Genomic DNA, 26,409 nt, shown 5'->3' on the forward strand with positions numbered 1-26,409 from the left:
GGACAGAACATGAACGGCCCGGCCGGTCCCTCCGGCAGGCCGGCGGGACGGACGGTGGGAGAGATGGCGGAGGCGGCGGACATGGCGGTCACACCCAGGGCGGCGAGGACGAGGAGCAGACGTCCGCGGCCACTGCTGGTGACGGTGGCGCTGCTGCTGTCCGGGGGCCCGGCCGGCCTCGTCGTGCCGGACCGGGCGGCGGCGTCATGACGATCCGCGTACTGATCGCCGACGACCAGGCCATGGTCCGGGCCGGGTTCGCGATGATCCTCTCCGCCGAGGACGACATCGAGGTCGTGGGGGAGGCGGCGGACGGGGTGCTCGCCGTGGAGCTCTCCGAGCGCCACCGGCCCGACGTGGTGCTCATGGACATCCGCATGCCCCGCATGGACGGGCTGGAGGCCCTGCGCAGGCTGACCCGCCCCGGCACCGTGAACCCGCCGAAGGTCGTCGTGGTCACGACGTTCGACGACGACGAGTACGTCCAGCGCGCCCTGGGCGAGGGCGCCTCCGGCTTCCTGATCAAGGACTCCGGACCCGCCCTGCTGGTCGAGGCCATCAGGGCGGCCGCCTCCGGCGAGGCACTGGTGAGCCCGGCCATCACCGTCCGGCTGCTGCGCCGGCTCACCAGCACGGTGCCCGCGCCCAAGGAACCCCACACCGCGCTCTCCGCACGGGAGAAGGACCTGGTGCGCCTGGTGGCCAGAGGACTGACCAACGCCGAGATCGCCGCCGAACTGTCCATCTCCGTGGGCACGGTGAAGACCCACCTCGGCAATGTGCAGACGAAACTCACCGCCCGTAACCGGGTGGAGATCGCGGCCTGGGCCTGGGAGTCCGGCCTGGTCGACGGCCGGGGATGAGCCCCGGCCGGACACCGGCCCGTACCGGCGGGGCCGCTGTCCGGGCAGTCGTTCCGGGGCAGAGGGCGAGCGCTCGGCGACCGGGCTCCGCCCTTCCGCGTCGGTGGGATGTCGGCGGCCCGGCGGGGGCCGTAGGTGATACGTCGGTGGCCGGTGGAAACGTGACCGGCGAGTTGCCCGAGGAGCGGCCACCGCCGCCTTCAACGGCTCCTCCGACGCCACAGGCTCCGACAGCAAGGGACCCCGCCACCATGCCGACCCCATCCTCCGCCCCGCCCTGGGACGTCCGGCGACCGCCCGGTGCCGACGGCCGTGTCTTCCTGGTCACCGGCGGCAACGCCGGCATCGGGTACTTCGTCGCGGAACAGCTGTCGGCGACCGGCGCCACCGTCGTCCTCGGCAGCCGTGACCCCGCCAAGGCCGAGGCCGCCATGGCCTCGATCCGTGCGCATGTCCCCGGTGCGCGCGTACGGGCCGTACGGCTGGACCTCGCCGACCTCTCGTCGCTCGACACGGTGGCGGACTCGCTGGAGGAGGACCGCCTCGACGCGGTGGTCCACAACGCGGGCGTCGCACTCGACGACCCGCCGCGCGAGGAGACCGGGGAGGGTCACGAGCTCATGTTCGGCACGAACCACCTCGGGCACTTCGTCCTGACCCACCGGTTGATGCCGCTGCTGTCGGCCGCGCCCGCGGCCCGCGTCGTGACCATGGGCAGCTTCGCCGCGAAGTCCGAGCGGATCGACATCGACGATCTGCAGTCCCGGAAGGACTACCGGCCCAAACGCACCTACGGGCGCTCCAAGTTGGCACAGATGTACTTCGGCGTCGAACTCGACCGCCGGCTGCGCGCCGCAGGCAGCACGGTCGCGAGTGTGGTGGCTCATCCAGGCGGTGCGCTGGACTCCCTCACCCCGTCACGGTCACCGGTCCACGTGCGAACGGCCGGCGCCCGGCTGGCCGCGTCGCCCGCGGCCCTCGTCCTCCAGGGCAAGGACGCCGGCGCGTGGCCCGCGGTCCGGGCGGTACTCGATCCGGCGGTGGCCGGCGGCCAGTTGTGGGGGCCGCGCGTCTTCGGTCTGCGGGGCGAGCCCCGGCGTGAACCCCTGTGGGACCACCTCGCCGACCCCGTCGTCGCGGCACGGTTGTGGGACGCGAGCCGCGATCTGACCGGAGCGGACCCCGGCACCGTCCCCGGGTAGCCCGGGCCGGTGCCGGGGCCCACCCGCCGGCCGTACCGCCGGTCGCACGGACGGTCGTACCGCCGGTCGTACCACCGGGCGTCAGTGCTTGCTGGGCGCCTTGTGCCCGGACGGCTTCACCGTCCAGGTCAGGCTCTCGGCGGTCTCCGCGAGCACCCGGGGGTCACGGATCGAGGTGGTCCGGTCTGCGGACCTGACCGTCACGGTGTGCGCCCTGCCGTCCGCCGCGACGCCCAGCCCGGCGGGTGTCACAGCGGTGAGGCCCTGCGCCCGCCTCACCTGTACGCCGTCGACGTACCAGCGGAGCTCCGGTGCCGCCAGGCCGGTGAGCTCGGCCCGGGAGACCTTGATGGCAGCGGTCCTGAGGACCGCGCTGCTCCTGCTCGTACCGCTGCTCAGGGCGTTGGCCTCGCGGTAGAAGCCGGCGATCATGGCCTCGCGCCCGGGGAGGTTGAAGTCCCTGGCGTCCAGGGCCCGCATCAGCGAGTTGGAGGTCGGGCGGTAGATCCCGTACGGGTAGTAGCTGCTGCCCTCGTACGTGCCGACGGTGCCGCCGGTGGGGTCGGTCTCGCCGAGCCACCGGTACCACTTGGTCCGGTCGGCGGCCATCCGATCCGTGGTGAGGATGCTGGAGTTGATGTCGGGGAGTTCGCCGCCCGACCAGGTGCCGTAACTGTCGTACGTGTACTCGTCCGCCAGGAGGCCCACCGAGTGGCCGATCTCATGGGCGGCGATCATGCTCGACTGCGCGTTGTCCGAGGAGAGGGTCGAGACGCCGTCGAACGGATAGCCCTCCGCCTCCAGACCCGAGTAGCCCGCGCCGCCGTACTTCGTGGAGTTGGACACGACCACGACCAGGTCGGCCTCGGGGGCCTTGGCGGCGTAGGACGCGACCTTGTCGATGTCGGCGCAGATCAGCCGCTCGGTGTCCGAGCACCAGAAGTAGCTGCCGAGCGCGGTGTTCCTGGTGACGTCGGCGGTGGGGTCACCGGTGATCCCGGACTCGGCGGACACGGCGTCGACGGTCCACACGTTCATCAGACCCTGATAGCTGGAGTAGGGCTCGATGCCGGTGATGTCCCCCCACTTCGCCGCCGCCGCCGCGTGGAAGGCGTCCTGCTGGTCCGCCGTGTAGCCGTCACCGATGATCACCACGTCGAGCCGGTCGGCCGACGGACCGGTGACGGCCAGCTCTCCGACCTCCCCGTCCGTCGTGCCCGCGGTGGGTGCCGCGCTCCGGTGCGCGGCACCGCCGGTCGCCGCCTCCGTGCTGGCCGGGACCTCGGTCCGCCGTCCCTCGCCGCCGGGCTCGGGGAAGTATTCGACGGTGACGTGCGGCTCGTCGACGGCCTCCGGGCCCACGGCGGCTGCCGGAGCGGCGAGGGCGGTCCCGAGCATCGCCGCGAGCGCGACGCTCACGGATATGGCGGCAACTTTGCTCTTGTGCATGTCAATCCTCACTCTGGATTCCAGCTCGGAGGTGAAGTGGAGCGCTGGGGCGGGGTGTTCTGCCGAAGAGCGGGGGAGTGCGGCCGGGAGATGCGTACGCGGGTGGCCGCCGCATTAAGTCCTCGGTTGAATGCGTTTGAGTTGGCGTTTAACTTAGGCTGCCTCGCGGGAGCGCACAACGGCCTTGGGGGCGTGAGGTGTTGCTTTTGAGTAACCGGGTCACCCGTGAACGGACGTCGACGGACATAGTTGGCATCGCGGCCGGCAGCTCCACCGCTCGGCAGTCACAGAGGTACGAAGCGGCCGGTGCTCACCGGCGGACACAGGACGAGGGGCCGCCATGACGGGAACCAGCAGGGTGACGATCACCGGGGATGACGCCCCGGGCCGTCCGGGCGTGGACCACGGGGACGCGCCGGACTCGCCCGCCGCGATCGGCCGCAGGCTGAAGCAGCTCCGCAGGGACCGCGCGCTGACCCAGCGACAGCTCGCCGAGCCCGTCTACACCTCCGCCTATGTCTCGACCCTGGAAGCCGGCAAGGTGCGGCCCTCCGAAGCCGCCCTCCGGCACATCGCCGAACGGCTCGGCGTCGACTACGAGGAGCTCGCCACCGGCAGGCCGACCCATATCGCCACAGCCCTGCGGCTACGGCTGGCCGAGGCTCAGCGGGTCCTGGCCATGGAGGACGCCGCCGACGCGCACGCGGCGTACGAGCAGATCCTCGGGCAGGCTGACGAGTACGGGCTCCCGCAGGAACGGGCGGCCGCACTCGTGGGCCTGGGGGAATGCGCCCTGGAGACGGGTGAACTGACCGATGCCCTGGCCCGGTTCGAAGCCGCCGAACACGCCCTGGCCGGCGAACCGCTCCCCGCCCGCGCGCGAGCGGTCCGAGGACGCTCGGTCGCCCACTACCTCGCAGGTGAACTGCGGTACGCCTGCTACCTGCTGGAAAGCGCCATCGACGCGCTGAACACGTCCGGGCTGCACGACCCCGTCGCACTGCTCCAGCTCTACACGGCTTCGATCGCCCCGTACATGGACATGGGGGCCCACGCCCGCGCCGCGCAGGCCGCCGAACTCGCCCTCGCCCTGGTGCCCCAGGTGACCGACCCCGCCCTGGTCGCCACCATGCACCGGACCGTGGCCCGCACCCTGATCGCCGAGGGCAGGGTCGACGCGGCCCAGATGTCGTTGGCGCGGGCCACCGAGCTCTACCAGCAGCTGCAGATCCGTACCGAACTGGCCCATTGCCACTGGATGAGGGGGTACGTCTGCGCACAGCACGGCGACCTCGCACAGGCGGAGAAGGAGCTGCGCACCGCGCACTCGATGCTGGTGTCCAAGCGGGCCGCCCTGTACGTCTCCCAGGTGGAGGTCGAGCTCGCCGACGTGCTGCGCAGGAGGGGGAAGCCCGCGGAGGCCGCCGAGCTCCTGGAGAGCCTGCTGGTGGGCCTCCAGCACGGCCGTGGCGCCCTGCACGCCGGGGGCGCCCACCGGCTGCTCGGGATGATCGCGGAAGAGGCCGGGGACGTCGAAGCCGCCGAGCAGCACTACGCCACCGCCCTCTCCCTGCTCGAACAGACGGGCGCCGCCGGGGACATCGCCGACATCTGCCGGCTGTTCGGCGACCTGATGCGCAGCGAGGGCCGGACCGAGGAAGCGCTGAACGCCTACCGGACCGGGCTCGGCCACCGCGCCGGACCGGGCACCACCACGCTCGGCCCCGCCCCCGCCCGGCCGCCGTTCGCCCCCTGGACCTGACGGCCGCCGGCCACCGCGGGGATCCTCACTGCGGGCCGACGCCCTCCGCCGGGTGGGGTGCCGGGGCGTGACCGGTCTGCTGCGAGGGGATCGGCGGGGCGACGGCCCCGTACTGGGCGGCCTGGGCGGTGAACATCCCCCGGTAGATGCCGTCGGGCCGGGTCATCAGCTGCTCATGCGTTCCTTCCTCGGCCACTCGGCCCTGGTCGAGCACATAGATACGGTCGGCGTTGGCCGTGGCCGCGAGCCGGTGGGTCACCAGAACGACCGCGTGACCCTCCTCCGCGAGAGACCACAGACCCTCGAACGCGGCGATCTCCGCATGCGGGTCGAGCGCCGAGGTGGGTTCGTCCACCAGAAGGAAGGGGGCCTCCCGGTACAGGCTCCGCGCCGTGCCGAGCTTCTGCCACTGCCCGCCCGAGAGCTGGACCCCGCGCTCGTAACCCTTGTGGACGATGGAATCCCAGCCGTGGCGCAGGCTCTCGATCAGCTCGAGGACACCGGCGGACCGCGCGGCGGACTTCACCCGGGACATGTTGCGGACGCGGTCGCCTGCGCCGATCGCCACATTCGCGGCGGCCGTCATCTCCCAGCGGGGGAAGTCCTGCGCGAGCAGCCCCACGAGGGCGAAGACCTCCGCTCGGTCGGCGTCCCGGAGGTCGACCCGGTCGGAGCCGTCGCCGTCCTGCCACCACACCTGGCCGTCGGAGGGCAGCAGCAGCCCGGACAGCATCTTCGTCAGCGTGGTCTTCCCGGAACCGTTCGCCCCGACCAGGGCCGTCACCTCACCGCGGCGGACGTGCAGGCTGACGTCCCGCACGGCGGGGGAGTCGGCCCCGGGATAGGTGTACGACACGTGCTCCAGGCGGATCTGACGGACACGGGCAGGCAGGGCGGCACCGGTCGTGGGGATGGCGTTCTCCGTGGCCAGGGCGATGGCGTCCTCGGTGTCCGTGAGGAAGAGCAACTCCTCGTAGAGCCGGTTGACCTGCTGGACGAGCGAGGTCAGCCGGGCGGTCGACGCGCGGATCGCGAGGACCGCGGTGCCGCCGACGGCGAGGGGCAGGGAACCGTCGGCGAGCAGCCACCACAGCACCCCGTAGCAGGCGAGGGACGCGACCCCCGCGAACCCGCCGGCCACCAGGTCCGTCGAGGCCTGCGCACGGGCGAGGCGCCGCTGCTCCGCCTCGGTCTGGTGGGACATCTCCTCGTAGCTGCTCAGCAGCTTCGTCCCGGCGGCGTGCACACGGATCTCGCCCTGCGCGTGCGGGCGGGTCAGGAAGCCCAGGAGCGAGGCGATGGCCCGGCGGTGGTCGATCCAGTGCAGCTTCGAGACGTACTCACGGCGTGCGGAACTGACCGCGCCCCACCCCTTGGGCAGGGCGATCACCAGCAGCATGGGCAGCAGCAGCCAGTGCAGCGAGGCCAGGACGACGGCGGCCGCCACCATCGAGATGAGGACGTTGCCGACGCCCACCGACAGCATCAGCATGCTGCGGGCCGAGTCCGTGCCGAACCGGCCTGCCTCCAGCACCCGTTGGACCTCGGGACGCTCCGTCGCCTCCAGCTCGACGCGGGTGACGGCCGTGTAGTAGCGCGCGGAGACGGCCCGCTCCACCTGTGGCTCCAGCCGGCCGGACATCGCCGTCGACCACGCCGTCAGCAGGGCCGCGGCCACCGCGGTCGCCGCCAGGGCGGCCAGGGCCGGCAGGGCATCGCGCAGCTTGTCGGCCGTCGGCCCCTCCGCGAACAGATTCGTGAGCACGCTGTTGACCGCGACCAGTCCCCACGCCGCGGCCACCCCCTGCCCGAGCTGCGCGGCCACCACGCCGGCCATCGCCCGCCGGTCCGTCCGCCAGCCGGTACGGAGGACCAGGGTGACCATGCGCGGCAGCGCGGCCGCCATGTGCCGGAACGAGAGCCTGGTCAGCGGGCCCACATGACGTACGAAGGACTGGTCGTAGCGCAGACGTCCTCCGTACAGCTCGTGCTCCGCGTCCGAGACCGTGTCCTCGGCCTGCTTGCTCTTCGCGTCGGGGGTGTCCTGGCGGTCGCGGCGTGTGCCGGTGCGTGTCAACGTCGCTCCTTCCTGGCGGTCGGTGGGTGGGATCGTCAGGTTCAACGAGCCCGCCCCTTTTTCGAACACATGTCTTTCGGCCGAGTCCCGGATCCCGGCCCCGCGCGGCTGCCGAAAGGTGCGGGGTGCATGGGCCCTTGCGCCGCAAGAGGCGAGCCACGAGTGGGTGTTGGCCGAAACGCCGTCGACCGCGATATGCGTCCGCGGCCGGTGTCGAGGGGTCCGACCACCTCGGTGATCGGAGCGAAAAACGGTCGGCAGTGCTGTCGCCTCTGCGTGGGAGCCTCGCGTCATCAGATGGCCCAGGCGTACGTGACAGCTGCCGAGGGCACCGCGCAGGGGCGCACCGTACGCCCGTGACCGACAGGCGGCCGGCGGCGCGGGACCGTGTGATCCAATGTCCGCGGCGCCTGGACGCTGCGGAGGGAGCACGGAGCATGTCGACGGCCATACCCGTACCCGACGGCTGGAGGCCTTTCTTCAGCAGTTGGGACGAGATCCGGCACGGCTACCACGCGGGCGACAAGGACGAGGCGGTGCGGGACTGCGCCGACCGGCTCGACGCGACGTGGCCGGGGTCCGGGAGCGATCCCGTGCTGTTCTGGACGCTGGGCATGCTGCTGCTCGCCCCCTACGTCGCCTTCGGCAGCCCCGGTACGGGAGTCGAGGACAGGGCCGTCGCCGTACTGCGCCGGGTCGCGCGCGGCGGCGACGGCCGGGTGTGCGCGCACGGCTGGCATCCGTACGAGGCCGACGTGGACGAGGTGCTGGAGCGCCTTCCCGCCTTCCTGGACCGGTTGAGCGCCCCGATGGAGCAGGCCCTCGACGACCTGCTTCCCGAGGATCTGCTTCCGGCGGACCACCTGGACGGCCTGGAGGACGAGGAGGCCGAACCGGCGAACCTCTCCGGGCCCGAGATCCTCGCCCGCTGGCAGTGCCCGTGTGCCGTACCGGGATTCGCCCGTGCGGCCCTCGACTACCTGGGAGCAACGGTCCGCTGAGGGCGGCACATGACCGGGTCGGGAGGGCTTGACCCTCACACCGTGTCAGGCGCTGAGGTCGGAGACATCATGTTCACCATCGGAGACTTCGCCCGGCACGGCCGCGTATCGGTCCGCATGCTGCGTCACTACGACGCCACCGGACTGCTGCGCCCGGCCCATGTCGACCCCGCCACCGGCTACCGGTACTACGCGGCTGCCCAGCTCGCCCGCCTCAACCGTGTCATCGCGCTGAAAGAGCTCGGTCTGACCCTTCAGCAGGTCCAGCAGATCCTGGACGAGAAGGTCACCACCGAGGAACTGCGCGCCATGCTGCGGCTGCGTCGGGCCGAGTTGGAGGGCGCGATGACCGCCGCGGCGGCGCGGCTCGTCCAGGTCGAGGCGAGGCTCCGGTCGATCGAGAGCGAGGGGCGCATGCCCACCAACGACGTCGTCATCAGGAGCATCCCCGCGGTCCGGGTGGCGGAGCTGACCGCGACCGCCGCCGGCTTCGAGCCCGAGGCGATCAGCCCGGTCATCGGGCCGCTGTACGACGAGCTGTTCCGGCGCCTGGACGCGGCCGGGATCAAGCCGACGGGGCCCGGTGTCGCCTCCTACGAGGACGCCCCGGAGGGCGGTGGAAGGATCACCGTCCACGCTGCCGTCCAGGTCGCGGCGCCGCTCCAGGACGGTGCCTTCCGGGTGCTCGACCTGCCGCCCGCGGAACGTGCGGCGACCATCGTGCACCGCGGTTCGATGGACACCGTGCTGCCCACGGCCCAGGCGCTGGCCGTCTGGATCGACGAGAACGGGTACCGGTCGGCCGGCCACCCCCGCGAGGTCAGCCTCGAATGCCCGGACGACCAGGACGACTGGGTGACCGAACTCCAGGCGCCGGTGATCAATCCCTGAGCCCCGCGCCAGGCCCCCCTGGCATCGCCAGGGGGGAACCCCGACCTCCCGTTCCGCGCGGCCCGCGGTGTGGCGCGGGTCACCGGAACCCCTCCGCCCGGCCGGAGAGACAGGTGGTGTGAGCTGTGATGAACACGGAGATCGGGAGCGCATGCGTGCACGAATCAGGGCGGGTGACCGCGAAGCGTTCGCCGCGCTCTACGAGGAGTACGCGCGGGCGGTCTACAACCACGCCTACCGGCTGACGGGCGACTGGTGGACGGCCGAGGAGGTGCTGTCCGAGACCTTCCTGGCCGCCTGGCGCACCCGGCAGGCCATCGAGCCGGAGGGCGACTCGCTCCGGCCGTGGCTGCTCGGGATCGCCACGAACAAGGCGCGCAACGCGAACCGAGGCAGAGGGCGGCGCCTGGCGTTCCTGGCCCGTCGCCCCGCGCCGGAACCGGTGGCGGACATCGCGGACGCCACGGCCGGACGCGTCGATGACGCACGACGGCTGGCCGCGGTCCAGCGGGCACTGGGCGGGCTCCGACGCCAGGAGCGTGAGGTGCTCGTCCTCTGCGTCTGGTCCGGGCTGGACTACGCCGAGGCCGCCGAGGCCCTGGGTGTCCCGGTCGGCACCGTACGGTCACGGCTGTCCCGGGCTCGCACCCGGCTGCGCCGGCTCACCGACGATGAGCTCGGCAGGGCGCCCGACGGACCCGCGCGGGAGGCGCTCCCCGGAGAGCGGGGGGCGCGCTCCGGGGAGCGGGGAACGCGGGGCGGGGAGCGGGAAGCGCCCGCCGGGGAACGGGGAGCGCGTGCCGGGGAACGGGGAGCGGTCGCCGGGGACGCGGTCCGGTTCGGCCGGGAACCACGCCCCGGCCGTGGAGAGGTAGAGAGCAGGGCCGCGTTCGTGGCCCTGCCCATCCAGGAGGAAGCCCGATGAACGACCGTACCTCCGGCCCCGAGCGGGCCGAACGCGAGGAACTGGCCCGGCTGTTGCCGGTCCCGGCCGAACGGGACCTGCCTCCGGGCCGTCATCTCCACCACAAGGACAACCTGATGCGTCTGATCGACCAGGACGGCGACCGCACCACCGCACGCCCCCGCCCTCGCCTCCTGCGCCCTGCCGTCCTGCTGCCCGCCGCCGGACTGGCCCTGGGCGGGGTGCTGCTCACCACGCTCGCCCTGACCGGCCAGGACAGCACCCCGGCACCGGCCGCCGCGGGCACCGGATCCCAGGCCGCCGCCCCGCGCGGCGCGGCCGTACTGCTCGACCGGATCGCGTCGGTCGCCGAGAAGAGCGACGAACAGACGGTCACCGGCGACCAGTTCGTGTACGTCAGGACACTTCAGTCGGGGAACGAGGGCGAATACGGCGGCCCGGTGAGGATGAGCGAGCCCGGGGAGCGTGAGGTCTGGATGGCGCAGAAGCCGGGGCCGGTGGTCGACGAGGGCCTGATCCACGAGGACGGCAGGTACTACCCGATCACCGTCGGGGTTCCGGACGGCGAGACCCCCGTCGGCTACCCGGCGGGCCTCAACCGGCCGACGTACGCCTGGCTGGCCTCCTTGCCCACCGACCCCGACACCCTGCTCCGGCGGCTCACCACCGAGATCACCCGGGACCAGGACGCGCGCGACACCCCGGCAGAGGACCGGGACCCGGACCAGGACGCCTTCGACGCCATCGGTGAGCTGCTGCGGGAGACGGTGATGCCGCCGAAGACCGCGGCCGCCCTCTACAAGGCCGCGGCGAAGATCCCCGGCGTGTCCGAGGACCCCGACGCGGTGGACGCGGCCGGCCGGCACGGCATCGGCGTGGCCCGCGACGACACCCGGGCCGGCTGGCGCACCGCCTGGATCTTCGACTCGACCACCCTGGAATACCTGGGCGAGCGGAGCTACCTCATCAGGGACACCGAGATGGGTAAGAAGGGCACCCCGATCAGTAAGTCGGCGGTGCTGGAGCGCGGGGTCGTGGACGCCCTCCGCGAGAGGCCGTCGGCCGGGAAGCCGTCGGCGACCTGATCCGCCAAGGAGCTGCCGGGGCGCGGCGAAGCGCCCCGGCAGACCTCGCTCCGCGCGGGGGTCCGTCATCGAGGGCCGAGGCGACTGCTTCGTCCCGGTATCAGGCCAGGCCCCCTCGTCCGCGTACCCTCGTCCCCGTGCCCGCACCGTCCCCGCATCACGTCGCCGTCCTCGTGCTCGAAGGCGCGAAGCCCCTCGACGTCGGCATTCCCGCGCAGGTGTTCACGACCCGCGCGAGCATGCCGTACGAAGTCCGGGTGTGCGGCGCGGAATCCGGTCTCGTGACCGGCGGAGACGGCCTCTCGTACTCCGTCGCCCACGGCCTGGACGCCCTTGAATGGGCCGACATCGTCTTCGTCCCCGGCTACCGGTTTCCTGACCGCGACGACCCGCCCCAGGCCGTCGTCGACGCGCTGACCGGTGCCCACGACCGGGGCGCCCGGCTCGCCGCCATCTCGACGGGCGCCTTCGCGCTGGCCGCCACGGGTCTGCTCGACGGCAAGCGCGCCACCACGCACTGGCATTACACGCGGGCCCTGGCGGCGAGGTATCCGCTGGTCCGGGTCGACGAGAACGTGCTGTTCGTCGACGAGGGCAGCGTGCTGACGTCGGCCGGTGCCGCCTCGGGCATCGACCTGTGCCTGCACATCCTGCGTGGCGATCTCGGGGTGGCCGCGTCGAACCACGCGGCCAGGCGCCTGGTGGCAGCCCCCTACCGCAGCGGCGGACAGGCGCAGTACGTGCCGCGGAGCGTGCCCGAGCCGCTCGGCGAGCGGTTCGCCGCGACCCGGGAGTGGGCCCTGCACCGGCTCGGCGAGGCCCTCACCCTCGACACACTCGCCCGGCACGCGGCGGTGTCACCGCGCACGTTCTCGCGACGCTTCGCCGAGGACACGGGGTACACGCCGATGCAGTGGGTCATGCGCGCCCGCATCGACATGGCCCGCGAACTGCTCGAACTGTCCCAGCGGAGCGTCGAGCAGATCGCCGCCGACGTCGGACTCGGCACCGGCACCAATCTCCGGCTGCACTTCCACCGCATCCTCGGCACCACGCCGAGCGAGTACCGGCGCACCTTCGCCCAGGGGGAGTGACCCGTCGCGCAGGCGGTGGCGCGATCCTTTCGGACCGTGGCGATCACGCCGCTGTCACCGGCGGACGCCCCGCGCGAACCTGGATGGCGAACCCGAAGGGACACCACTCATGACTCGCATCGCCATCAACGGATTCGGCCGCATCGGACGCAATGTGCTGCGCGCGCTGCTCGAACGCGACAGCGCCCTGGAAGTCGTCGCCGTCAACGACCTCACCGAGCCCACCGCCCTCGCGCGGCTGCTCGCCTTCGACTCGACGGCGGGCCGCCTCGGCCGCCCGGTGAAGGCCGAGGGGGACACCCTCGTCGTCGACGGCCGTCGCATCGCCGTGCTCGCCGAGCGTGAGCCGGCACGGCTGCCGTGGGCCGAGCTGGACGTCGACATCGTGCTCGAGGCGACCGGCCGCTTCACCTCCGCCACGGCCGCCCGCGCCCACATCGACGCGGGCGCGAAGAAGGTGCTGATCAGCGCACCGGCGACCGGCGCCGACGTCACGCTCGCGTACGGCGTCAACACCGACGCGTACGACCCGGCCGCGCACACGATCGTCTCGAACGCCTCGTGCACCACCAACGCGCTCGCCCCGCTGGCCAAGGTGCTCGACGATCTCGCCGGCATCGAGCACGGCTTCATGACGACGGTGCACGCCTACACGCAGGAGCAGAACCTCCAGGACGGCCCGCACCGTGACGCCCGCCGCGCCCGCGCCGCTGGTGTCAACATCGTGCCGACCACGACGGGCGCGGCCAAGGCGATCGGTCTCGTGCTGCCGAACCTCGACGGCAAGCTGTCGGGCGACTCGATCCGCGTACCGGTACCGGTGGGCTCGATCGTGGAGCTCAACACGACCGTCGCCCGCGAGGTGACGCGCGAGGACGTGCTGGCCGCGTACAGGGCGGCGGCCGAAGGGCCGCTCGCAGGCGTCCTGGAGTACTCGGAGGACCCGCTCGTGTCGTCCGACATCACGGGCAACCCCGCCTCCTCGATCTTCGACTCGGCCCTGACCCGCGTCGACGGCCGCCACGTCAAGGTGGTCGCCTGGTACGACAACGAGTGGGGCTTCTCGAACCGTGTGATCGACACGCTCCAGCTCCTCGCCGCCTGACGGGGCGGAAGACGGGTGGCGATGCCCCCTGTGAGTGACCGAGCGCTCGGCCCCGGAGACACGGGGGAGGGGGAGGGGCGCTCCGTCACGCCAGGGTGACTCGCATCCCGCCCTCGGCCAGCACATCGAGCAGGACGCCGAACAGGTCGTACGGCTCACCGTCCGGCGTCAGGGCGCGGGACAGGTGGGTGCGCGCGACCTCGGCGTCCCGCCAGAGCAGGGTGGCGGGCGAGGTGTAGCCGAAGGTGCCGCGCAGGCAGTCGGCGAGGGCGTCCAGGCATCCGCCGAAATAGCCGCCGGGTCCGTTCACCGCCTCGCCGAGCGCCAGGTAGAGGCCCGGGACATCGGTGATCCGCCGGCCGTCGAGCTCGTACGCATGACCGGCCGACCGGTCGTGCGAGATACGTCGGCAGGCCCCCTCCCGGACGAGGTCCAGCCATGCCCCACGCTGCCGGGTGTCGAGGCCGGCCCAGGCGCCGGTCCTCCTCGGCGGCCCGGCGAGCCATCGCTCCCACACCGGCCGGGCATGCTCCGGAAGCGGCGTGACGAACGTGCCGGACAGCTCCAGATCGATCAGATCCACGCCATGCGCCGCCGGGGACCAGCCGCTGACGGCGCCCCACAGCAGCAGCTCGGCGAGTGGGTCGCCCCAATCGTCCCGTATCTCCAGGGCGGTCTGCTCCAGTTCCAGCGACCGCCGGGTCCCGGCCGCCAGACGTGTCCGCAGCTCGTCGCCCTGGGCGAACCCCCGCAGTACGAGAGGGGGGTCCGCCCGCTCGGGCGGCAGGACGCGGCCGAACTCCCTGCAGGAGCCGAGCCACCGGAGCCCGTCATGCAGCCGGACGGGGCCCCGGTGGCCCTCGGGCGGACCCTCGTAGTCGTCCAGGCCGGTGAGCACGAGGCCGTCCGTGCCGGGGTGCGGCCCGAGGCTCTCCGCGTCCTCCAGGAGCCAGGGACCGAGCATCCGGTCCTCCGGCACCAGCCACACCCGGCTGCCGGCCCAGCCGCGCACCTCGGCTCCTTCCGGAAGCCACGCGTGCAGTTCGTACGTCGCGCGCCGGGCCTCGCCGAAGAGTCCGTCCACCTCGGTGCAGACCCCCCAGACCCGGCCTTGCTCCGTGTCCGTCAGCGCGTAGCGACTCCGCCCGCCATGGCCCTTGTCCTCATGCACGGTGTGATCGTGCCCGGACAGGCCGTCCGAGGCAAAGCCCTTTCCGCGCATGTGCCATGACACTTCGAGGCGGACGGCCGGTGGGCGGGGCCGTCCCGCGACCCCACCCACCGCGTCCGACGGCCCGGCCTCACTTCAGGTGCCGGCCGAAGAACCGGTCCCCGTCCTCCACCTCGAACCACGGGGTGCCGGTGTGCCCGCCCGTGTTGGCGTGCAGTGTCTTCTCCTCGGTGCCGAAGGCGTCGAACAGGTCCAGGGCCCGCTGCCTGGGGTTCCCTTCGTCGTCCCACTGCAGCAGGAGCAGCAGGGGAACGCTGACCTGCCGGGCCTCCTCGCGCTGGGCGCGCGGAACGTAGCCCCCGGCGAAGAAGCCGGCGGCCGCGATGCGCGGATCGGCCACCGCGAGCCGGATGCCGAGGGCCATCCACCCCGAGTACCCGACGGGGCCGCCGATCCCGGGCAGGGAGAGCAGGGCGTCCAGGGTGGTCCGCCATTCCGGGGCCGCCTTCTCGACCAGCGGCCCGATGAAGGACTCGAAGATCTCGTCGACCGGTTCCCCGGCCTGCATCGCCCGGCGGATGTCCGCGCGGGCCTGCTCGTCGGCGGCGGAACGGGGCCGGTCACCGCACCCGGCGGCGTCGATGGTGGCCACCGCGTAGCCGTGCGCCGCGGAGTGCCGGGCGCGGGCCACCAGCCTGGGTTCCCGCTTGGGCAGGCCGTTGTTGTGAGCCATCAGGATCAGCGGGACCGGTACGTCGGATTCGGGCGTCCACAGGGTGCCGGGGATCTCGCCGAGGGTGAATTCGCGTGCGAGAACGCCGTCGTCGAGGCGTTGCTCGGAGATGAAGTGCATGGTCGTACCTTTCGGAGCGCTCTGTAACGGCGCTCCCGGACGACCTATCGCCCGACCGTGACCCCGGAGAGGAGCACCCATGTCGAAACTGCGTTCACGGGTACCACCTCCTCGTTCTCTCGCACGGCCTCCGGAAAGATAGCAGCGGCCACCGTGGTCCGGCCAACGGGTTTTCGCGTGGGGCGGCGCCGTGACCGGTCCACCACGACCGACCCCGGGCGCTACCCGCTGCCCCGCAGATAGCGGGTGAGCATGTCCACCAGTTCGTTCTCGAACGACTCGACCGGGACCGTCTGCGGCGCGGCCATGAGCTTGTGCGTGTTCGCCTCCACGGTGAACACGATGAGCTCGGCCGCCGTCGGGAGGTCACGTACGCGGACATCCGCGTGCCGGGCGAGGAGGTCGCGGACCTGCTCCACGCGGTCACGCCCGTGCCGGTCGATCGTGTCGAGCAACTCCTGCGAGAACGACGCCTCTTCGATCATGATGCGCAACAGCTGCGGGTCGTCGCGGTGGTTGTCGATCGCGTCGCGGACCAGGGCGCGCACCATCGTCTCCAGGGTTCCCTCGGACAGATCGAGCCGGTCGGCCTGCGTCCAGGTGCCACGGTCGATGTGGCGCACCACCAGCTCGGCCAGGACGGCGTCCTTGTTCGGGAAGTACTGGTACAGCGACCCGATGGAGATCCGCGCGTGCTCGGCGATGCGGTTGGTGGTGCCGGCGGCGTATCCGTACTCGGCGAAAACGTGAGCAGCGGAGGCGAGGATGCGCTCGCGGGTGAGCTCGGCGCGGACCTGACGGGGCTTGCGACGTGGCTGGAGACGGCGGTCGGCCGACGGCATCGGCAGGACTCCTCAGTGCTCGGAATGCGAGTAGTCAAAGAGCTGAACTATTGCTCACAATAGTGCCATGAACTGCGGAAACGCCGCCTCTGTCGTTGGGAGAGGCGCGCCGTGGATCCGGCATGGCTCCCGTTGGGGCGAGCCGGCGCAGCTCCGGCTGCCGGCGTCCGGCCGATCGGCCCGGGAACGAGAGGAATTCCTGTGAAGCACGTACGCCCTTCCGCCCCGCACCGGCTGGAAGCGGTGGCCGACCTGGATGCGGTCATCGGCCGCCCGGCGCCGATGATCATGATCAAGCAGATCAGCGCGCTCGACGAGGGCTGCCGGACCGTCCTGGCCCTCTGCCCGGTCGCGGCCTTCGGCTACCGGGACAGCGACGGGACCAGCAGGACGACGTTCGTCGGCGGCACGCCGGGGTTCGCACGAGCGCTCTCGCCCACCCGGATCTCGTTCCCCCTGGCCGGTGCGGGCGATCCGCGCGGTCGGGGCCCCCGCGCCGGTACGGGCGATCCGCACGGTCCGGTCTCGCTCTTCTTCCTGCTGCCGGGCGTCGGCGAGATCCTGCGCGTCAACGGCACGGCGGCCGGCCGTAAGGACGGGCAGGTTCTCGTCGACGTCACGGAGGCGTACGTCCACTGCGCGCAGGCCGTCCTGCGCTCCGGACTGTGGCAGTCCCCGCAGGGTGCGTCCGCCCCCGCGCCCCCTCTCGCGGACGACGGACCCCTGTCCGGGCCGGGCGTCGCCGACTTCCTGGCCGCGGCACCGTTCCTGGCCCTGTCCACCTGGGACGCCTCCGGCGGCAGCGACACCAGTCCGCGCGGGGACCGGCAGGCGGTGGCGCGGATCCTGGACGGCCGCACCCTCGTCATCCCGGACCGCAAGGGCAACAAGCGTGCTGACACCCTGCACAACCTGCTGCAGGACGACCGTCTCTCCTTCGCGGCGCTCGTGCCGGGGCGCAGCGGTGTGCTGCACGTCCACGGCCGCGGCGCGATCACCGACGATCCCGCGCTGCTGGAGACGATGGCACTGCGCGGGATGCCTCCGCATCTGGCGCTGCTCATCGACGTCGAGCACGCGGAGGTGACCGGCAACGACGCACTGGTGCGCTCACGGCTGTGGAGCCCCGGCGCGCACCCGGATCCCGCCACCATGCCGGACCTGATGGCGCTGGGAGCGGAACACCTCGCCTCCAACGCCTCCGCCTCCCCGGGCGGTCCGCCCGCGTTCCTGCTCAGGGCCGTCGGAGCGATTCCCGGGGTGAGCCGCCTGCTGCGGCGGGTGATGGACCGCGCCTACCGTTCCGGGCTGCGGAAGGAGGGGTACGAGGACATCCGGCCCCAGGGGTTCTCCCGCCCGGCGGGCGCTGACACAGGTGAAGGCGGAAGCGGGCATCCCCTGCGGGAGGTACGCGTCGCCGAGATCCGCAGGGAGACCCCGAGCACGATCACCCTCGCACTCGAAGACGTCGGCGGGGACCCGCGACCGTTCGACTTCCGGCCCGGCCAGTACTTCACCCTCGTCGCCGACATCGACGGCCGCCCGGTCCGCCGGGCCTACTCGGCCTCGTCCGCGCCGGGTTCGTCCCGGCTCGAGGTCACCGTCAAGCACGTCGGGAGCGGCCGGTTCTCCACCCATGTGCACCGAGGCCTCCGCGTGGACGACCGCCTCGCGGTGCGCGGTCCGTCGGGCTCCTTCCACGCCGGGCCACGGCCCCCGAGCGACACCGTGCTCATCGCGGCCGGCAGCGGGGTGACCCCCATGATGAGCATGATCCGCGCACGGATCGCCGACCGGACGGGGAGGGACCGGATCGCACTGCTGTGCAGCAGCCGGGATGCCGAGGAGATCATCTTCGCCGTTGAACTCGCGCGGCTGGCACAGGACTTCCCCGACCGGCTCTCGGTCACCCATGTCCTGACCCGCCGGGACGGGCGGCTCGACGCCGCCGGAGTGGAGCGTTGGCTCGCCCGCCGGTCCCCGGCAGCGGACGCGCACTACTACGTCTGCGGCCCCGAACCGCTGATGGACGTCGTCCGGAGCGTCCTGGCCGGCCGCGGGGTACCGGACGAGCAGGTGCACCGCGAGCGCTACACCAGCGTCGCCGACACCGGAAGCGCGATGACCGTGCCACAGGAGATGATCGTCGAGGAGGACGGCCGCACCCTCGGCACGGTGATGGTCGAGCCCGGCCAGACGCTGCTCGACGCGGGACTCGCCGCGGGACTGGCGATGCCGCACTCCTGCACGGTCGGGAACTGCGGGGACTGCATGGTGCGGCTGCGCAGCGGGGAAGTCGCACAGAACGAGCCGAACTGCCTGACACCGCAACAGAGGTCCGAAGGCTATGTGCTGACCTGCGTGGGCTGCCCGCTGTCCGGGGTCACCGTCGACATCGCAGAGCCGTGACGCGAGCGGGGCGGGGGTCCGTGCCCCTGCCCCGTCGTCGGCTGTGGGGTGGATGATGTCGAGGAGGTGTGTGCGACATGTGAGGTGTGATCTTCGTATATGCGGTGGGTGTTAGCCTGCCTGCGGTCGTAATCGAACATGTACGGGGGAGAGCGGTGGGCTTCGACGGCTACCAGGCCAAGGCGGGTATGACCGGTCAGGCCCAGCAACTCGACGACGCCGGTACGGACATGGACGGCGTCCGCTCGGCCGTGAAGTCCCGCACGACCTACTCGTACGACGAGGCCGGCGGCGCCGACGCCGCGTCGGCGATCAACGCGTTCGTCAAGGCGTGGGAGGCCGAGGCCAAGACACTGGCCTCCGCGCTCCACGAGCTCGGCAGCAAGGTGCAGTTGGCCAAGAACACCTACCACGGCAGCGACGGCCTGGTGAAGAGGGAGACGGACAGCGTCTCCGTCCCCGACACATCGACGCAGGGCCGGCGCACCGCCTCGGCCCTGTCGAGCTACTGAGGCCGGGCCGATGTCCTTCTTCCCCTCTCCTTTCGAATCCCCTGAACTCCGCCTCGCGTGGCTCGCCGGCCTGTCCAAGAAGATGCTCGGTGCCGGGAGCAAGAACGAGGTCCTCGACCTGATCGGCGACGCGCTGTCGGTGCCCGAACCGGGCGGCGACCAGGGGACGCTGGAGCGCCTGGCCGATCTCTACCGCGGTCAGGTCGGCCCCGTCGGCGACGTCTTCGACCAGGTCGACCGGGTGGGCCGTAAAGGCCTTCCGGAGGTATGGGTCGGCGACACGAGCGTCCTGGCCTCCGCCGCCGTGAACGCCGCCGGGCGGGCCGCGACCCAGATGACCGAGGCGTTCCACGGCGGCGCGACGGTGCTGCTGACGCTGGCCGACGCGGTCGGCGCCGCGCAGCGCAAGGACGCACGGGGGCGCGGCCAGCTGCTGGAACAGCGGAAGCTGCTCGGCGGCAAGGACGGGTTCTTCGACGACCTCCACGAGAACGACGAGGAGGAGTGGGACCGTAAGAACGCCGCCCACTTCAGCTCGTACGCGGTCGACCTGATGCACGAGGCCGTGTCCGACGCGCAGGAGGCCGCCCGCATCGCGGCCCGGGACCTGAACAAGTGGGCCGCCGAGGCTCGGGCCGGGAAGATGGAGACCAGCGAACTCACCTCCGTCGACAAGCTGATGCTCGCCGACACCGGTGTCGCCGGCGCCGACGCCGAGCTGAACGAGATCCTCAAGGCCGCCGAGCTGGAGCGCGCGTCGGCGCGCATGGACCTGCTGAGCCTCGACGACGAGATGGCCATGGAGCGGATGCTGGCGAAGTCGGAGACGCCGCAGGAGCGGGCCTATCTGATGAAGGCCCTCGCCGCCGGTCACAGCGTTGCCGAGATCGAGGAGTTCCAGGGCAAGATCCACGGCAAGGACCCCGACTGGATGCGCCGCCACCTCACTCCGGTGGTCACCGAGGCGGACAGCATGGACGACGAGGGCCTGGCGCCGGACGGCTCGAACAACAACAAGGACTACGCCACGTTCGACGGCCAGCGGTGGGTCCAGGGCGGCGACGGCTCCGAGGGCACCTGCGTGGCCTCGTCCACCGTCACCTCCCGCGCCATGGTCGACCCCTTGTACGCGCTCGACCTCACCGGTGGTCCCGACGGGCAGCAGGACGACCCCGAGGCCTTCAAGCAGCGGCTGGTGGCCGAACAGCACCGGCTGCACACCGAAGGCGACGGCGGTGAGAACTGGGGCGGCATGGGCCCCGAGGGGCAGGAGCGGATCAACGACTCCACTGTCGGCAGTGCCACCGGCAACGACTACGAGCGCCAGGACCTGGACAGCGCCGCCGACCGCAGGGCGGTCCTCACCGAAGTCGAGAGGTCGGTGGCGCAGGGGCGGCCGGTGCCGGTCGACGTCTCAGGTGAGGAGGGCGCCCACGCGATGACCATCATCGCCCAGGAAGGTGACATGCTTCAGGTGTACAACCCCTGGGGCTCGACCACCTGGGTCAGCGAGGACGACTTCATCAACGGCCACATGGGCAAGGCTTCCAGCAGTGATCTCCCCAATGCGTACAGTGTCTATCTTCCCCGGTAGCAGGAGCGGTGCCGCGATCGCGGCGGCCGCGCTCCTCGCTCTCGCCACGGGCTGCGGCCCGGGCACCGACGGACCGGCCGGCGGCTCCCCGGGCACCGCGGACGGCCCCACGAGCTACACGGCGAAGGACACCGACATCACCGCCGAGCCGGGCGAGCGCTTCGCGGTCACCGTCGACCAGAACGCCTCCACCCGCGAGTACTGGTATCTGGTCGACCCCGAGCCCGACAGCTCGGTGCTGGTCAGCCGCGGCCGGGACCACGCCTCGGACTCCGGCGACGGGGCGGGGGCCGGCGGACGGCTCGCCTTCACCTTCGAGGCCAAGGGCAAGGGCGTCACCCGGTTCACGCTGCTGCACTGCACGTTCACCACGTGCCAGGGCAACACCTCCGAGCTGCCCCCCGAGACCACCGCGCCCTCCGACACCCCGGCCACGGAGGCGACCCCCTCCCAGGCTCCCGAACGCATCACCTACACCGTCACCGTCGACTGAACCGCAGCGGCCGGTCAGCGCAGACGAGATATCCGAGGTCCCGCCATGAACGACGCCCCGCCCCCGCCCGACCGTACGGACGACGAGCTGGCCACGCTCGACATCACCGTCCTGCTGCGTTACGGCCTCACCGCCGAACCCGGCCCCCGGCGCACCGCCCTGATGGGCGACGGTGCGGCGGCCGCCGCCGTCATCCTCGACCGGCTCGGCACCGAGCCCCGCTCGGTCGCCTTCCTCGCCGACACCGTGCGCGCCGGCGGGCTGGCCCGCGCCATGGAGCTGCCCGAGCCGCTGCCCCGCCGGGAGGCGGCCGACCTCGTCAGGGAGTGGCTGCGGGCCGGCGCCGAACTCGTGGGCGGCATCGCCGCCGACGACACCGCGGCGACCTGGCTGCGCGCCGTCGCGACCATCATCGAACTGAAGCAGCTGACCCGGGCGCGCGGCCAGGGCACCTGACCTTCTCCGGTGAACCCGGCGGTTCGGGGGCTCCGGCTTCACCGGCCGTCCAGGACCCTCCGCGCGGCGCGGACCAAAGCGGCGTTGTCCCCGGCTGCCGAACCGTCAGGCAGCACCAGGACGTCTTCGAGGCCGACCCTGGTGTCCAGGCCGAGCCGTGCCGCAGCCCGCAGGACCGGCCACGCTCCGCCGTCCTCCCCGTGCAGGAGCACGGGCGCCGCGAGTCCCCGGCCCAGCTCCCGCACCAGGCTCTCCGCGGTACCCGCCGCCGTCCGGGGATCGGTGTCGGTGACCTCGGCGAGCACGCGCAGCACATGGGACGACAGCGGTGACGCCAGGAATCCGCGGGCCGCGTCGGTACCGGAGTAGATGCCGGCCTCGACACCGATACCGAGGCCCCGCAGCACATGGGCCACCGCCTCGGCACCGGGCTCGTGCCAGTTCACCGAGGCATGGTCGGGCAGCACCGTCCAGGCGCGGATGAGATCGGCGCGACGCCGGGGATCGGGAACCGCCCACGCCCCCGTCGTCACTCCCACCCGCACATGCCCCGGTACGGCGGCACGCACCGCCGTGACCGCCGCACCCACCAGCTCGGGCGCCAAGGAGTCCCGGCCGTCGGCGTCCTTGGGGTGCAGATGCACGTCCTCGGCCCCGGCGGCGACAGCCCGCTCCGCCGCAGCGGCCAGTTCCTCGGGCGTCACCGGGAGAGCGCCGAACTCGGCACGGTCACGGGCACCGTTCACACACACCTGCAACATGGGCGGCACTCTGCCAGATCCGGTGCCCGCTCTTCTCGGCGCTCCGCCGGTGCCGGTCAGGTGAGGTTCTTCAGGAACCTCGCCGCCACCGGCCCCGCGTCGGCTCCGCCGGAACCGCCGTCCTCCAGCATCACGCACCAGGCCAGATCGCTGTCGCCCTGGTAGCCGATCATCCAGGCATGGGTGCGCGGGGGCTTCTCCTCGCCGAACTCGGCCGTCCCGGTCTTGGCGTGCGGTTCCCCGGGAATGCCGGTCAGGGCGCTTCCCGCGCCGTAGGTCACGGTCGCCCGCATCATCTCGCGCAGGGCTCCGGTCACGGACGGGTCGAGCCGCGCCGTCGCCTCGTGCTTCTTCTTGACCGCTCCGGGCACCAGCACCGGCTGTTTGAAGGTGCCCTCCTTCACCGTCGCCGCGATGGAAGCCATCACCAGGGGCGATGCCTGCACCCGGGCCTGGCCGATGGTGGACGCCGCGAGGTCGTTGTCCGACGTCGTCACCGGGACCGACCCGTCGTACGTGACGTCCCCGACGTCCCACTCGCCACCGATCCCGAAGGCCTCCGCCGTGTCGTGCAGGGCGGAGCCGCCCGCCTTGGCGCGGTTCTCCACGAACATGGTGTTGCAGGACTTCGCGAAGGAGTCCTTGAACGTCGACCCCGCCGGCAGCGTGAACTGGTTCTGGTTCTCGAACCGCTGCCCGTCGACACGGGTGAACTTCGGACACGCCACGACGTCCGACGGCTTCATGCCCGCCTTCAGCATGGCCGCCGCCGTGACCACCTTGAACGTCGACCCGGGCGGATAGCGCCCGGCCAGCGCCCGGTTGATCCCCCCGGCCGGACGGCTGGAGACCGCCAGGACGTTGCCCGTCGACGGCTCCAGGGCGATCAGGGCCGCGTTCACCTCCAGGCCCTCCATCGCCGCCGCCGCCGCACCCTGGACCTTCGGGTCGATCGTGGTCCTCACGGGTGTGCCGGGCTTCGCGGAGCTCTTGGTGAGGGACGCCTCCGCCTCACCGGACTGCCGGTCGGCGATCACCACCTCACTGGTGGCCGCACCCCCGCCGCCCCGCAACTGCTTGTCGTACCGTGCTTCCAGCCCGAACGTGCCCTTGCCCTGCTCGTCGACCGAGCCGCGCAGCGAGGCGGCCTGCAGGTCGTCACCGTTGGCGTCGAGCACGGCGGCACGCTTCGCGACCGCCTTGAGCGCGAGCGTCTTGCCGGGCACCAGCCGTGGATGGACCATCGGGGAGCCGAACTCCACGACCCACTTCCCCGCCTTCCCGGTCAGGGCCGCTTCCGACTCGTAGCGGAATTCGCCCACGGCGGGGACGGCGAACCGCGCGGTGTACGGGACGACCACCTTGCCCTGGTCGTCCTTCTTCCCGTCGCCCGCCGTCAGCTTCGCCCCGGTGGGTTTCAGATTGGTCATCACGGAGGTCAGCAGTGACTCCGCGGTCCGGGGTGAGTCGGACAGCGCCCCGGCCTTCGCGGCCTCGCCCGCCGCCCAGGCGTCGAGGAACGACTGGAGCTGTTCCGTCGCCGCGACCACGTCGGGGTCCCGCTCGGGCCCGTCCCCGGACCACGCGTTGTACCCCCACCACCCCGCGCCGGACGCGAGGACGACGGCCATCGCCACGCCCAGTAACGGCCCTCTGCGTGCACCGCCCCGGCGTACGCGGTCATGACGTGCCATCTGCTGCAAGGTGGGGTCCGACACTTGGCGTGGTCTCCTTGTCGACTGCGGGTTCCTGGCGCGGCCGGACCGCCTCCGGCCACCTGCCCGACACGCTAACCGCTGTCCGCGGGCGCCGGGCCCCCATGAAGAGTGGTGGAAGAGTGAGCCGAGAGCGGGCAGCACGACGAGTGGGCCGGTGGTGCCCCGCACCGTCGCGGAGCACCACCGGCCCACCGGGCGGTCGAGGGGGCGAGGTCAGTTGCGCGGAGTGAAAGCGACCACGTCGCCGGCCTGCTCCCCGCCGGAGAGCTGACCGAAGCGGTCGGTGCGGATGTAGACCCGGTGCAGCCACCGGTCCGCCCCGTCCCAACGCGGCGTGAACGGCGTACGGGCGTGCGTCGTACGGAAGTTGTCGATGATCAGTACGTCACCGGGCACGAGGTGCACGGCCTCGGTGACCTCGTCCAGCGCCTTGGACAGCGACTCCACGGCCTCGACGTCCCGGGGGTCCTCGGGGGCCAGCAGCTCCCGGTCGTACCCCAGCAGCGGGTCGGCAGGATCGCCGTACAACGGCTTCACCTCGGCTATCGCGCCCGGGTCCTCGACACCGCCCCTGAAGGCCACGTCGACACAGCAGGGCACCTTGCGGTCGAACAGGTGGGCCCGGAAGCCCTCCGGGACCAGCGGCAGCGCCTTGCGGATCGAGCCGACCAGGGTCGCCGCCCTGCGCTCGTGGTCGGCACGGGAGCAGGCCAGCATCACGTAGTTGGGCTGGAGCTGGTGGTACGCCATCTCCGTGTGGAACTCCAGCAGGGTCTCGGAGGTCTCCGAGGACAGGTGGTGCGCACCGGGCGAGGGGTACACGTCGTGGTAGACGGTGCCGCTGCGCAGCTCCTGGTAACCGGTGTGCAGGCCCAGCCGGCGGCCCACGACGCCGAGCATCGCCTCCATGGTCAGCAGAGGGCGCTCCACCGGCGCGGGCGTGGACTCGGGGGTGCGCGGGAGCCGGTCCTCCGGCTCCACCGGCAGTCCGCGCAGCAGGAGGTAGCCGTCCTCGTTGCCGGAGGCGTTGAAGGCGTCGAGCGCCTCGGCCACCGGGGCGGGGAGTTCTCCGGACGCCTCCTTCGCGGCAGCCAGGAAGGCCGGAAGGTCCGCACGTGGCACCGCCGGCAGGCGCGAGGCGAGTTCCAGGAGTTCGTCGCGGAGAGAGGAGCAGTCGATGACGGTCACGCGTCGTTCCTTCCTTTGATGTGAGCGCGGGCGTACTGGTAGAGCAGTTCCGCGCCTATCTCGGTCGCCAGGACGGAGGTGATCCCGGCGTGGTCGTAGAGGGGCGAGACTTCCATGACGTCGAAACCGACCGGCCGCAGCTCGCCCACGCAGCGCAGCAGGCCCAGCACCTCGCGGGAGGAGAGCCCGCCGGGAGCGGGGGTGCCGGTGCCCGGGGCGAAGGCCGGGTCGGCGACGTCGACGTCGACCGACACGTAGACCGGACGGTCACCGATGAGCTCCTGGACGAGCGCACGGGTCCCGGCGACACCGGTCTCCACGAACTCGTCCGTCGTGACGATTCGCACCCCCTTGCCCCGTGCGTAGTCCAGCGAGTCGGGCTGTGGGTTGTGGCCCCTGATGCCGATCTGCACCGTGCGGGCAGGGTCGATGAGCCCTTCGTCGATGCCGTGGCGGAAGGGGGTGCCGTGGTGGAACTCCCCTCCGTAGAAGGCGGGGTTGGTGTCGGAGTGTGCGTCCAGATGGACCACCGCGACGGGCCCGTGCTGCTCGGCCACGGCACGCAGGGCGGCCAGGGTGAGCGAGTGGTCGCCGCCGAGCATCAGGAAGGCCGCGTTGTCCTGGAGGAGGTCACGCAGATGGCGGTGGGCGGTCTCCATGGCGATGTGCATGTTGAACGGGGTGAGGTCGATGTCCCCGCCGTCCACACAGCTGATGAGGTCGAAGGTGCCGGGCCCCCGGTCGATCCCGACCCCGTGGATCAGGCCGGACTCGTTGCGGATGGCCCGCGGGCCGAAGCGGGCCCCCGGCCGGTAGCTGGTACCTCCGTCGTAAGGGGCGCCGATGACGACGACGTCACGCCCACTGGGGTGCGGGTCGTGCGGCAGGCGCATGAAGGTGGGGATCTGCGCGTAGCGGGGCGAGATCGCGGTGTCGACACGTTCCACGCGTCATCCCT

At 72.0% G+C, this 26,409-nt stretch carries 24 protein-coding genes; 15 read left to right on the forward strand and 9 right to left on the reverse strand.

Annotated elements, in window-relative coordinates; translation table 11 throughout:
• Positions 1-81: 81 nt before the first annotated feature.
• The 3 genes from JKV81_RS36550 (at position 82) to JKV81_RS15840 (ending at position 2,065) form a co-directional block, all read left to right on the forward strand.
• Positions 82-210, forward strand: a complete 129-nt coding sequence (locus JKV81_RS36550) for a hypothetical protein (protein WP_268980747.1) — start codon at positions 82-84, stop codon at positions 208-210.
• Positions 207-863, forward strand: a complete 657-nt coding sequence (locus JKV81_RS15835; protein WP_129259818.1) for a response regulator — start codon at positions 207-209, stop codon at positions 861-863. Before JKV81_RS36550 ends, JKV81_RS15835 begins: the two co-directional genes overlap by 4 nt.
• 251 nt (positions 864-1,114) lie before the next feature.
• Complete coding sequence (locus JKV81_RS15840; protein WP_202076432.1) at positions 1,115-2,065, forward strand: SDR family NAD(P)-dependent oxidoreductase; 951 nt, start codon at positions 1,115-1,117, stop codon at positions 2,063-2,065.
• Between the two features lie 81 nt (positions 2,066-2,146).
• On the opposite strand, the gene JKV81_RS15845 is transcribed toward JKV81_RS15840, so the two are convergent.
• Positions 2,147-3,514, reverse strand: coding sequence for a M64 family metallopeptidase (locus JKV81_RS15845; protein ID WP_202076433.1), 1,368 nt, complete (start codon positions 3,512-3,514; stop codon positions 2,147-2,149).
• Positions 3,515-3,854: 340 nt separating this feature from the next.
• On the opposite strand from JKV81_RS15845, the gene JKV81_RS15850 reads away from it, so the two are divergent.
• Positions 3,855-5,276, forward strand: a complete 1,422-nt coding sequence (locus JKV81_RS15850) for a tetratricopeptide repeat protein (protein ID WP_202076434.1) — start codon at positions 3,855-3,857, stop codon at positions 5,274-5,276.
• A 25-nt stretch (positions 5,277-5,301) separates the two neighbouring features.
• Here the strand turns inward: JKV81_RS15850 and JKV81_RS15855 are convergent, their stop codons facing one another.
• A complete protein-coding gene (locus JKV81_RS15855; RefSeq protein WP_129259822.1) occupies positions 5,302-7,353 on the reverse strand; it encodes an ATP-binding cassette domain-containing protein in 2,052 nt (683 codons plus the stop codon).
• Positions 7,354-7,790: 437 nt separating this feature from the next.
• Here JKV81_RS15855 and JKV81_RS15860 point away from each other — a divergent pair, with 437 nt between their 5' ends.
• The 6 genes from JKV81_RS15860 to gap all read left to right on the forward strand — a co-directional run bounded on the left by JKV81_RS15860 (position 7,791) and on the right by gap (position 13,454).
• Positions 7,791-8,354 carry a hypothetical protein gene (locus tag JKV81_RS15860; RefSeq protein ID WP_164992610.1) on the forward strand — a complete coding sequence of 188 codons (564 nt, stop codon included), beginning with the start codon at positions 7,791-7,793 and terminating at the stop codon, positions 8,352-8,354.
• Between the two features lie 69 nt (positions 8,355-8,423).
• On the forward strand, positions 8,424-9,245 hold the full coding sequence (locus JKV81_RS15865; RefSeq protein WP_129259823.1) for a MerR family transcriptional regulator: 822 nt from the start codon (positions 8,424-8,426) through the stop codon (positions 9,243-9,245).
• Positions 9,246-9,396: 151 nt separating this feature from the next.
• Complete coding sequence (locus tag JKV81_RS15870) at positions 9,397-10,170, forward strand: RNA polymerase sigma factor (protein ID WP_129259824.1); 774 nt, start codon at positions 9,397-9,399, stop codon at positions 10,168-10,170.
• Positions 10,167-11,255, forward strand: a complete 1,089-nt coding sequence (locus JKV81_RS15875) for a CU044_5270 family protein (RefSeq protein ID WP_202076435.1) — start codon at positions 10,167-10,169, stop codon at positions 11,253-11,255. Before JKV81_RS15870 ends, JKV81_RS15875 begins: the two co-directional genes overlap by 4 nt.
• A gap of 137 nt (positions 11,256-11,392) precedes the next feature.
• Positions 11,393-12,349, forward strand: coding sequence for a GlxA family transcriptional regulator (locus tag JKV81_RS15880; protein ID WP_129259826.1), 957 nt, complete (start codon positions 11,393-11,395; stop codon positions 12,347-12,349).
• Positions 12,350-12,458: 109 nt separating this feature from the next.
• Positions 12,459-13,454 (forward strand): type I glyceraldehyde-3-phosphate dehydrogenase, encoded by a 996-nt coding sequence (gap, locus tag JKV81_RS15885; protein ID WP_129259827.1) that lies wholly within the window; start codon positions 12,459-12,461, stop codon positions 13,452-13,454.
• An 85-nt stretch (positions 13,455-13,539) separates the two neighbouring features.
• On the opposite strand, the gene JKV81_RS15890 is transcribed toward gap, so the two are convergent.
• The 3 genes from JKV81_RS15890 to JKV81_RS15900 all read right to left on the reverse strand — a co-directional run bounded on the left by JKV81_RS15890 (position 13,540) and on the right by JKV81_RS15900 (position 16,320).
• On the reverse strand, positions 13,540-14,625 hold the full coding sequence (locus JKV81_RS15890; RefSeq protein WP_307820547.1) for a barstar family protein: 1,086 nt from the start codon (positions 14,623-14,625) through the stop codon (positions 13,540-13,542).
• Positions 14,626-14,755: 130 nt separating this feature from the next.
• Entirely contained in the window at positions 14,756-15,478 is a 723-nt protein-coding gene (locus JKV81_RS15895) for a dienelactone hydrolase family protein (RefSeq protein ID WP_129259829.1), read from the reverse strand.
• 221 nt (positions 15,479-15,699) lie between these two features.
• Positions 15,700-16,320 carry a TetR/AcrR family transcriptional regulator gene (locus JKV81_RS15900; RefSeq protein WP_129259830.1) on the reverse strand — a complete coding sequence of 207 codons (621 nt, stop codon included), beginning with the start codon at positions 16,318-16,320 and terminating at the stop codon, positions 15,700-15,702.
• Between the two features lie 201 nt (positions 16,321-16,521).
• On the opposite strand from JKV81_RS15900, the gene JKV81_RS15905 reads away from it, so the two are divergent.
• From JKV81_RS15905 to JKV81_RS15925, 5 genes are all read left to right on the forward strand, one after another.
• Positions 16,522-18,729 (forward strand): 2Fe-2S iron-sulfur cluster-binding protein, encoded by a 2,208-nt coding sequence (locus tag JKV81_RS15905; protein WP_307820548.1) that lies wholly within the window; start codon positions 16,522-16,524, stop codon positions 18,727-18,729.
• Positions 18,730-18,884: 155 nt separating this feature from the next.
• The gene (locus JKV81_RS15910; RefSeq protein ID WP_124279087.1) at positions 18,885-19,241 is read left to right on the forward strand and encodes a hypothetical protein; all 357 of its coding nucleotides are present in this window, start codon (positions 18,885-18,887) and stop codon (positions 19,239-19,241) included.
• Between the two features lie 10 nt (positions 19,242-19,251).
• On the forward strand, positions 19,252-20,835 hold the full coding sequence (locus JKV81_RS15915; protein ID WP_129259831.1) for a peptidoglycan-binding protein: 1,584 nt from the start codon (positions 19,252-19,254) through the stop codon (positions 20,833-20,835).
• On the forward strand, positions 20,807-21,328 hold the full coding sequence (locus JKV81_RS15920) for a protease inhibitor I42 family protein (protein ID WP_202076437.1): 522 nt from the start codon (positions 20,807-20,809) through the stop codon (positions 21,326-21,328). The genes JKV81_RS15915 and JKV81_RS15920 overlap by 29 nt, the downstream gene beginning before the upstream one ends.
• Positions 21,329-21,373: 45 nt before the next feature.
• A complete protein-coding gene (locus tag JKV81_RS15925; protein ID WP_202076438.1) occupies positions 21,374-21,784 on the forward strand; it encodes a hypothetical protein in 411 nt (136 codons plus the stop codon).
• 38 nt (positions 21,785-21,822) lie between these two features.
• Here the strand turns inward: JKV81_RS15925 and JKV81_RS15930 are convergent, their stop codons facing one another.
• The 4 genes from JKV81_RS15930 to speB form a co-directional block, all read right to left on the reverse strand.
• Positions 21,823-22,545, reverse strand: a complete 723-nt coding sequence (locus JKV81_RS15930) for a 3-keto-5-aminohexanoate cleavage protein (protein ID WP_202076439.1) — start codon at positions 22,543-22,545, stop codon at positions 21,823-21,825.
• Positions 22,546-22,601: 56 nt separating this feature from the next.
• Positions 22,602-24,263, reverse strand: a complete 1,662-nt coding sequence (locus JKV81_RS15935) for a penicillin-binding transpeptidase domain-containing protein (RefSeq protein WP_307820549.1) — start codon at positions 24,261-24,263, stop codon at positions 22,602-22,604.
• Between the two features lie 213 nt (positions 24,264-24,476).
• Positions 24,477-25,451 (reverse strand): clavaminate synthase Cs1, encoded by a 975-nt coding sequence (gene cs1 / locus JKV81_RS15940; RefSeq protein WP_129259836.1) that lies wholly within the window; start codon positions 25,449-25,451, stop codon positions 24,477-24,479.
• Positions 25,448-26,398 carry an agmatinase gene (gene speB, locus JKV81_RS15945; protein ID WP_129259837.1) on the reverse strand — a complete coding sequence of 317 codons (951 nt, stop codon included), beginning with the start codon at positions 26,396-26,398 and terminating at the stop codon, positions 25,448-25,450. Before speB ends, cs1 begins: the two co-directional genes overlap by 4 nt.
• Positions 26,399-26,409 lie beyond the last annotated feature (11 nt).

It is taken from the genome of Streptomyces silvae, from assembly GCF_016745505.1.
Taxonomy (GTDB): Bacteria; Actinomycetota; Actinomycetes; order Streptomycetales; family Streptomycetaceae; genus Streptomyces; species Streptomyces silvae.

What these genes read in the sequence shown, in the direction of transcription:
- JKV81_RS15835 (WP_129259818.1), top strand. Translation starts at nt 207, where the DNA reads ATGACGATCCGCGTACTGATCGCCGACGACCAGGCCATGGTCCGGGCC.
- JKV81_RS15920 (WP_202076437.1), top strand. Translation starts at nt 20,807, where the DNA reads ATGCGTACAGTGTCTATCTTCCCCGGTAGCAGGAGCGGTGCCGCGATC.
- JKV81_RS36550 (WP_268980747.1), top strand. Translation starts at nt 82, where the DNA reads ATGGCGGTCACACCCAGGGCGGCGAGGACGAGGAGCAGACGTCCGCGG.
- JKV81_RS15840 (WP_202076432.1), top strand. Translation starts at nt 1,115, where the DNA reads ATGCCGACCCCATCCTCCGCCCCGCCCTGGGACGTCCGGCGACCGCCC.
- JKV81_RS15850 (WP_202076434.1), top strand. Translation starts at nt 3,855, where the DNA reads ATGACGGGAACCAGCAGGGTGACGATCACCGGGGATGACGCCCCGGGC.
- JKV81_RS15900 (WP_129259830.1), bottom strand. Translation starts at nt 16,320, where the DNA reads ATGCCGTCGGCCGACCGCCGTCTCCAGCCACGTCGCAAGCCCCGTCAG.
- JKV81_RS15845 (WP_202076433.1), bottom strand. Translation starts at nt 3,514, where the DNA reads ATGCACAAGAGCAAAGTTGCCGCCATATCCGTGAGCGTCGCGCTCGCG.
- JKV81_RS15915 (WP_129259831.1), top strand. Translation starts at nt 19,252, where the DNA reads ATGTCCTTCTTCCCCTCTCCTTTCGAATCCCCTGAACTCCGCCTCGCG.
- JKV81_RS15870 (WP_129259824.1), top strand. Translation starts at nt 9,397, where the DNA reads ATGCGTGCACGAATCAGGGCGGGTGACCGCGAAGCGTTCGCCGCGCTC.
- JKV81_RS15925 (WP_202076438.1), top strand. Translation starts at nt 21,374, where the DNA reads ATGAACGACGCCCCGCCCCCGCCCGACCGTACGGACGACGAGCTGGCC.
- JKV81_RS15865 (WP_129259823.1), top strand. Translation starts at nt 8,424, where the DNA reads ATGTTCACCATCGGAGACTTCGCCCGGCACGGCCGCGTATCGGTCCGC.
- JKV81_RS15895 (WP_129259829.1), bottom strand. Translation starts at nt 15,478, where the DNA reads ATGCACTTCATCTCCGAGCAACGCCTCGACGACGGCGTTCTCGCACGC.
- JKV81_RS15860 (WP_164992610.1), top strand. Translation starts at nt 7,791, where the DNA reads ATGTCGACGGCCATACCCGTACCCGACGGCTGGAGGCCTTTCTTCAGC.
- gap (WP_129259827.1), top strand. Translation starts at nt 12,459, where the DNA reads ATGACTCGCATCGCCATCAACGGATTCGGCCGCATCGGACGCAATGTG.
- JKV81_RS15875 (WP_202076435.1), top strand. Translation starts at nt 10,167, where the DNA reads ATGAACGACCGTACCTCCGGCCCCGAGCGGGCCGAACGCGAGGAACTG.
- JKV81_RS15930 (WP_202076439.1), bottom strand. Translation starts at nt 22,545, where the DNA reads ATGTTGCAGGTGTGTGTGAACGGTGCCCGTGACCGTGCCGAGTTCGGC.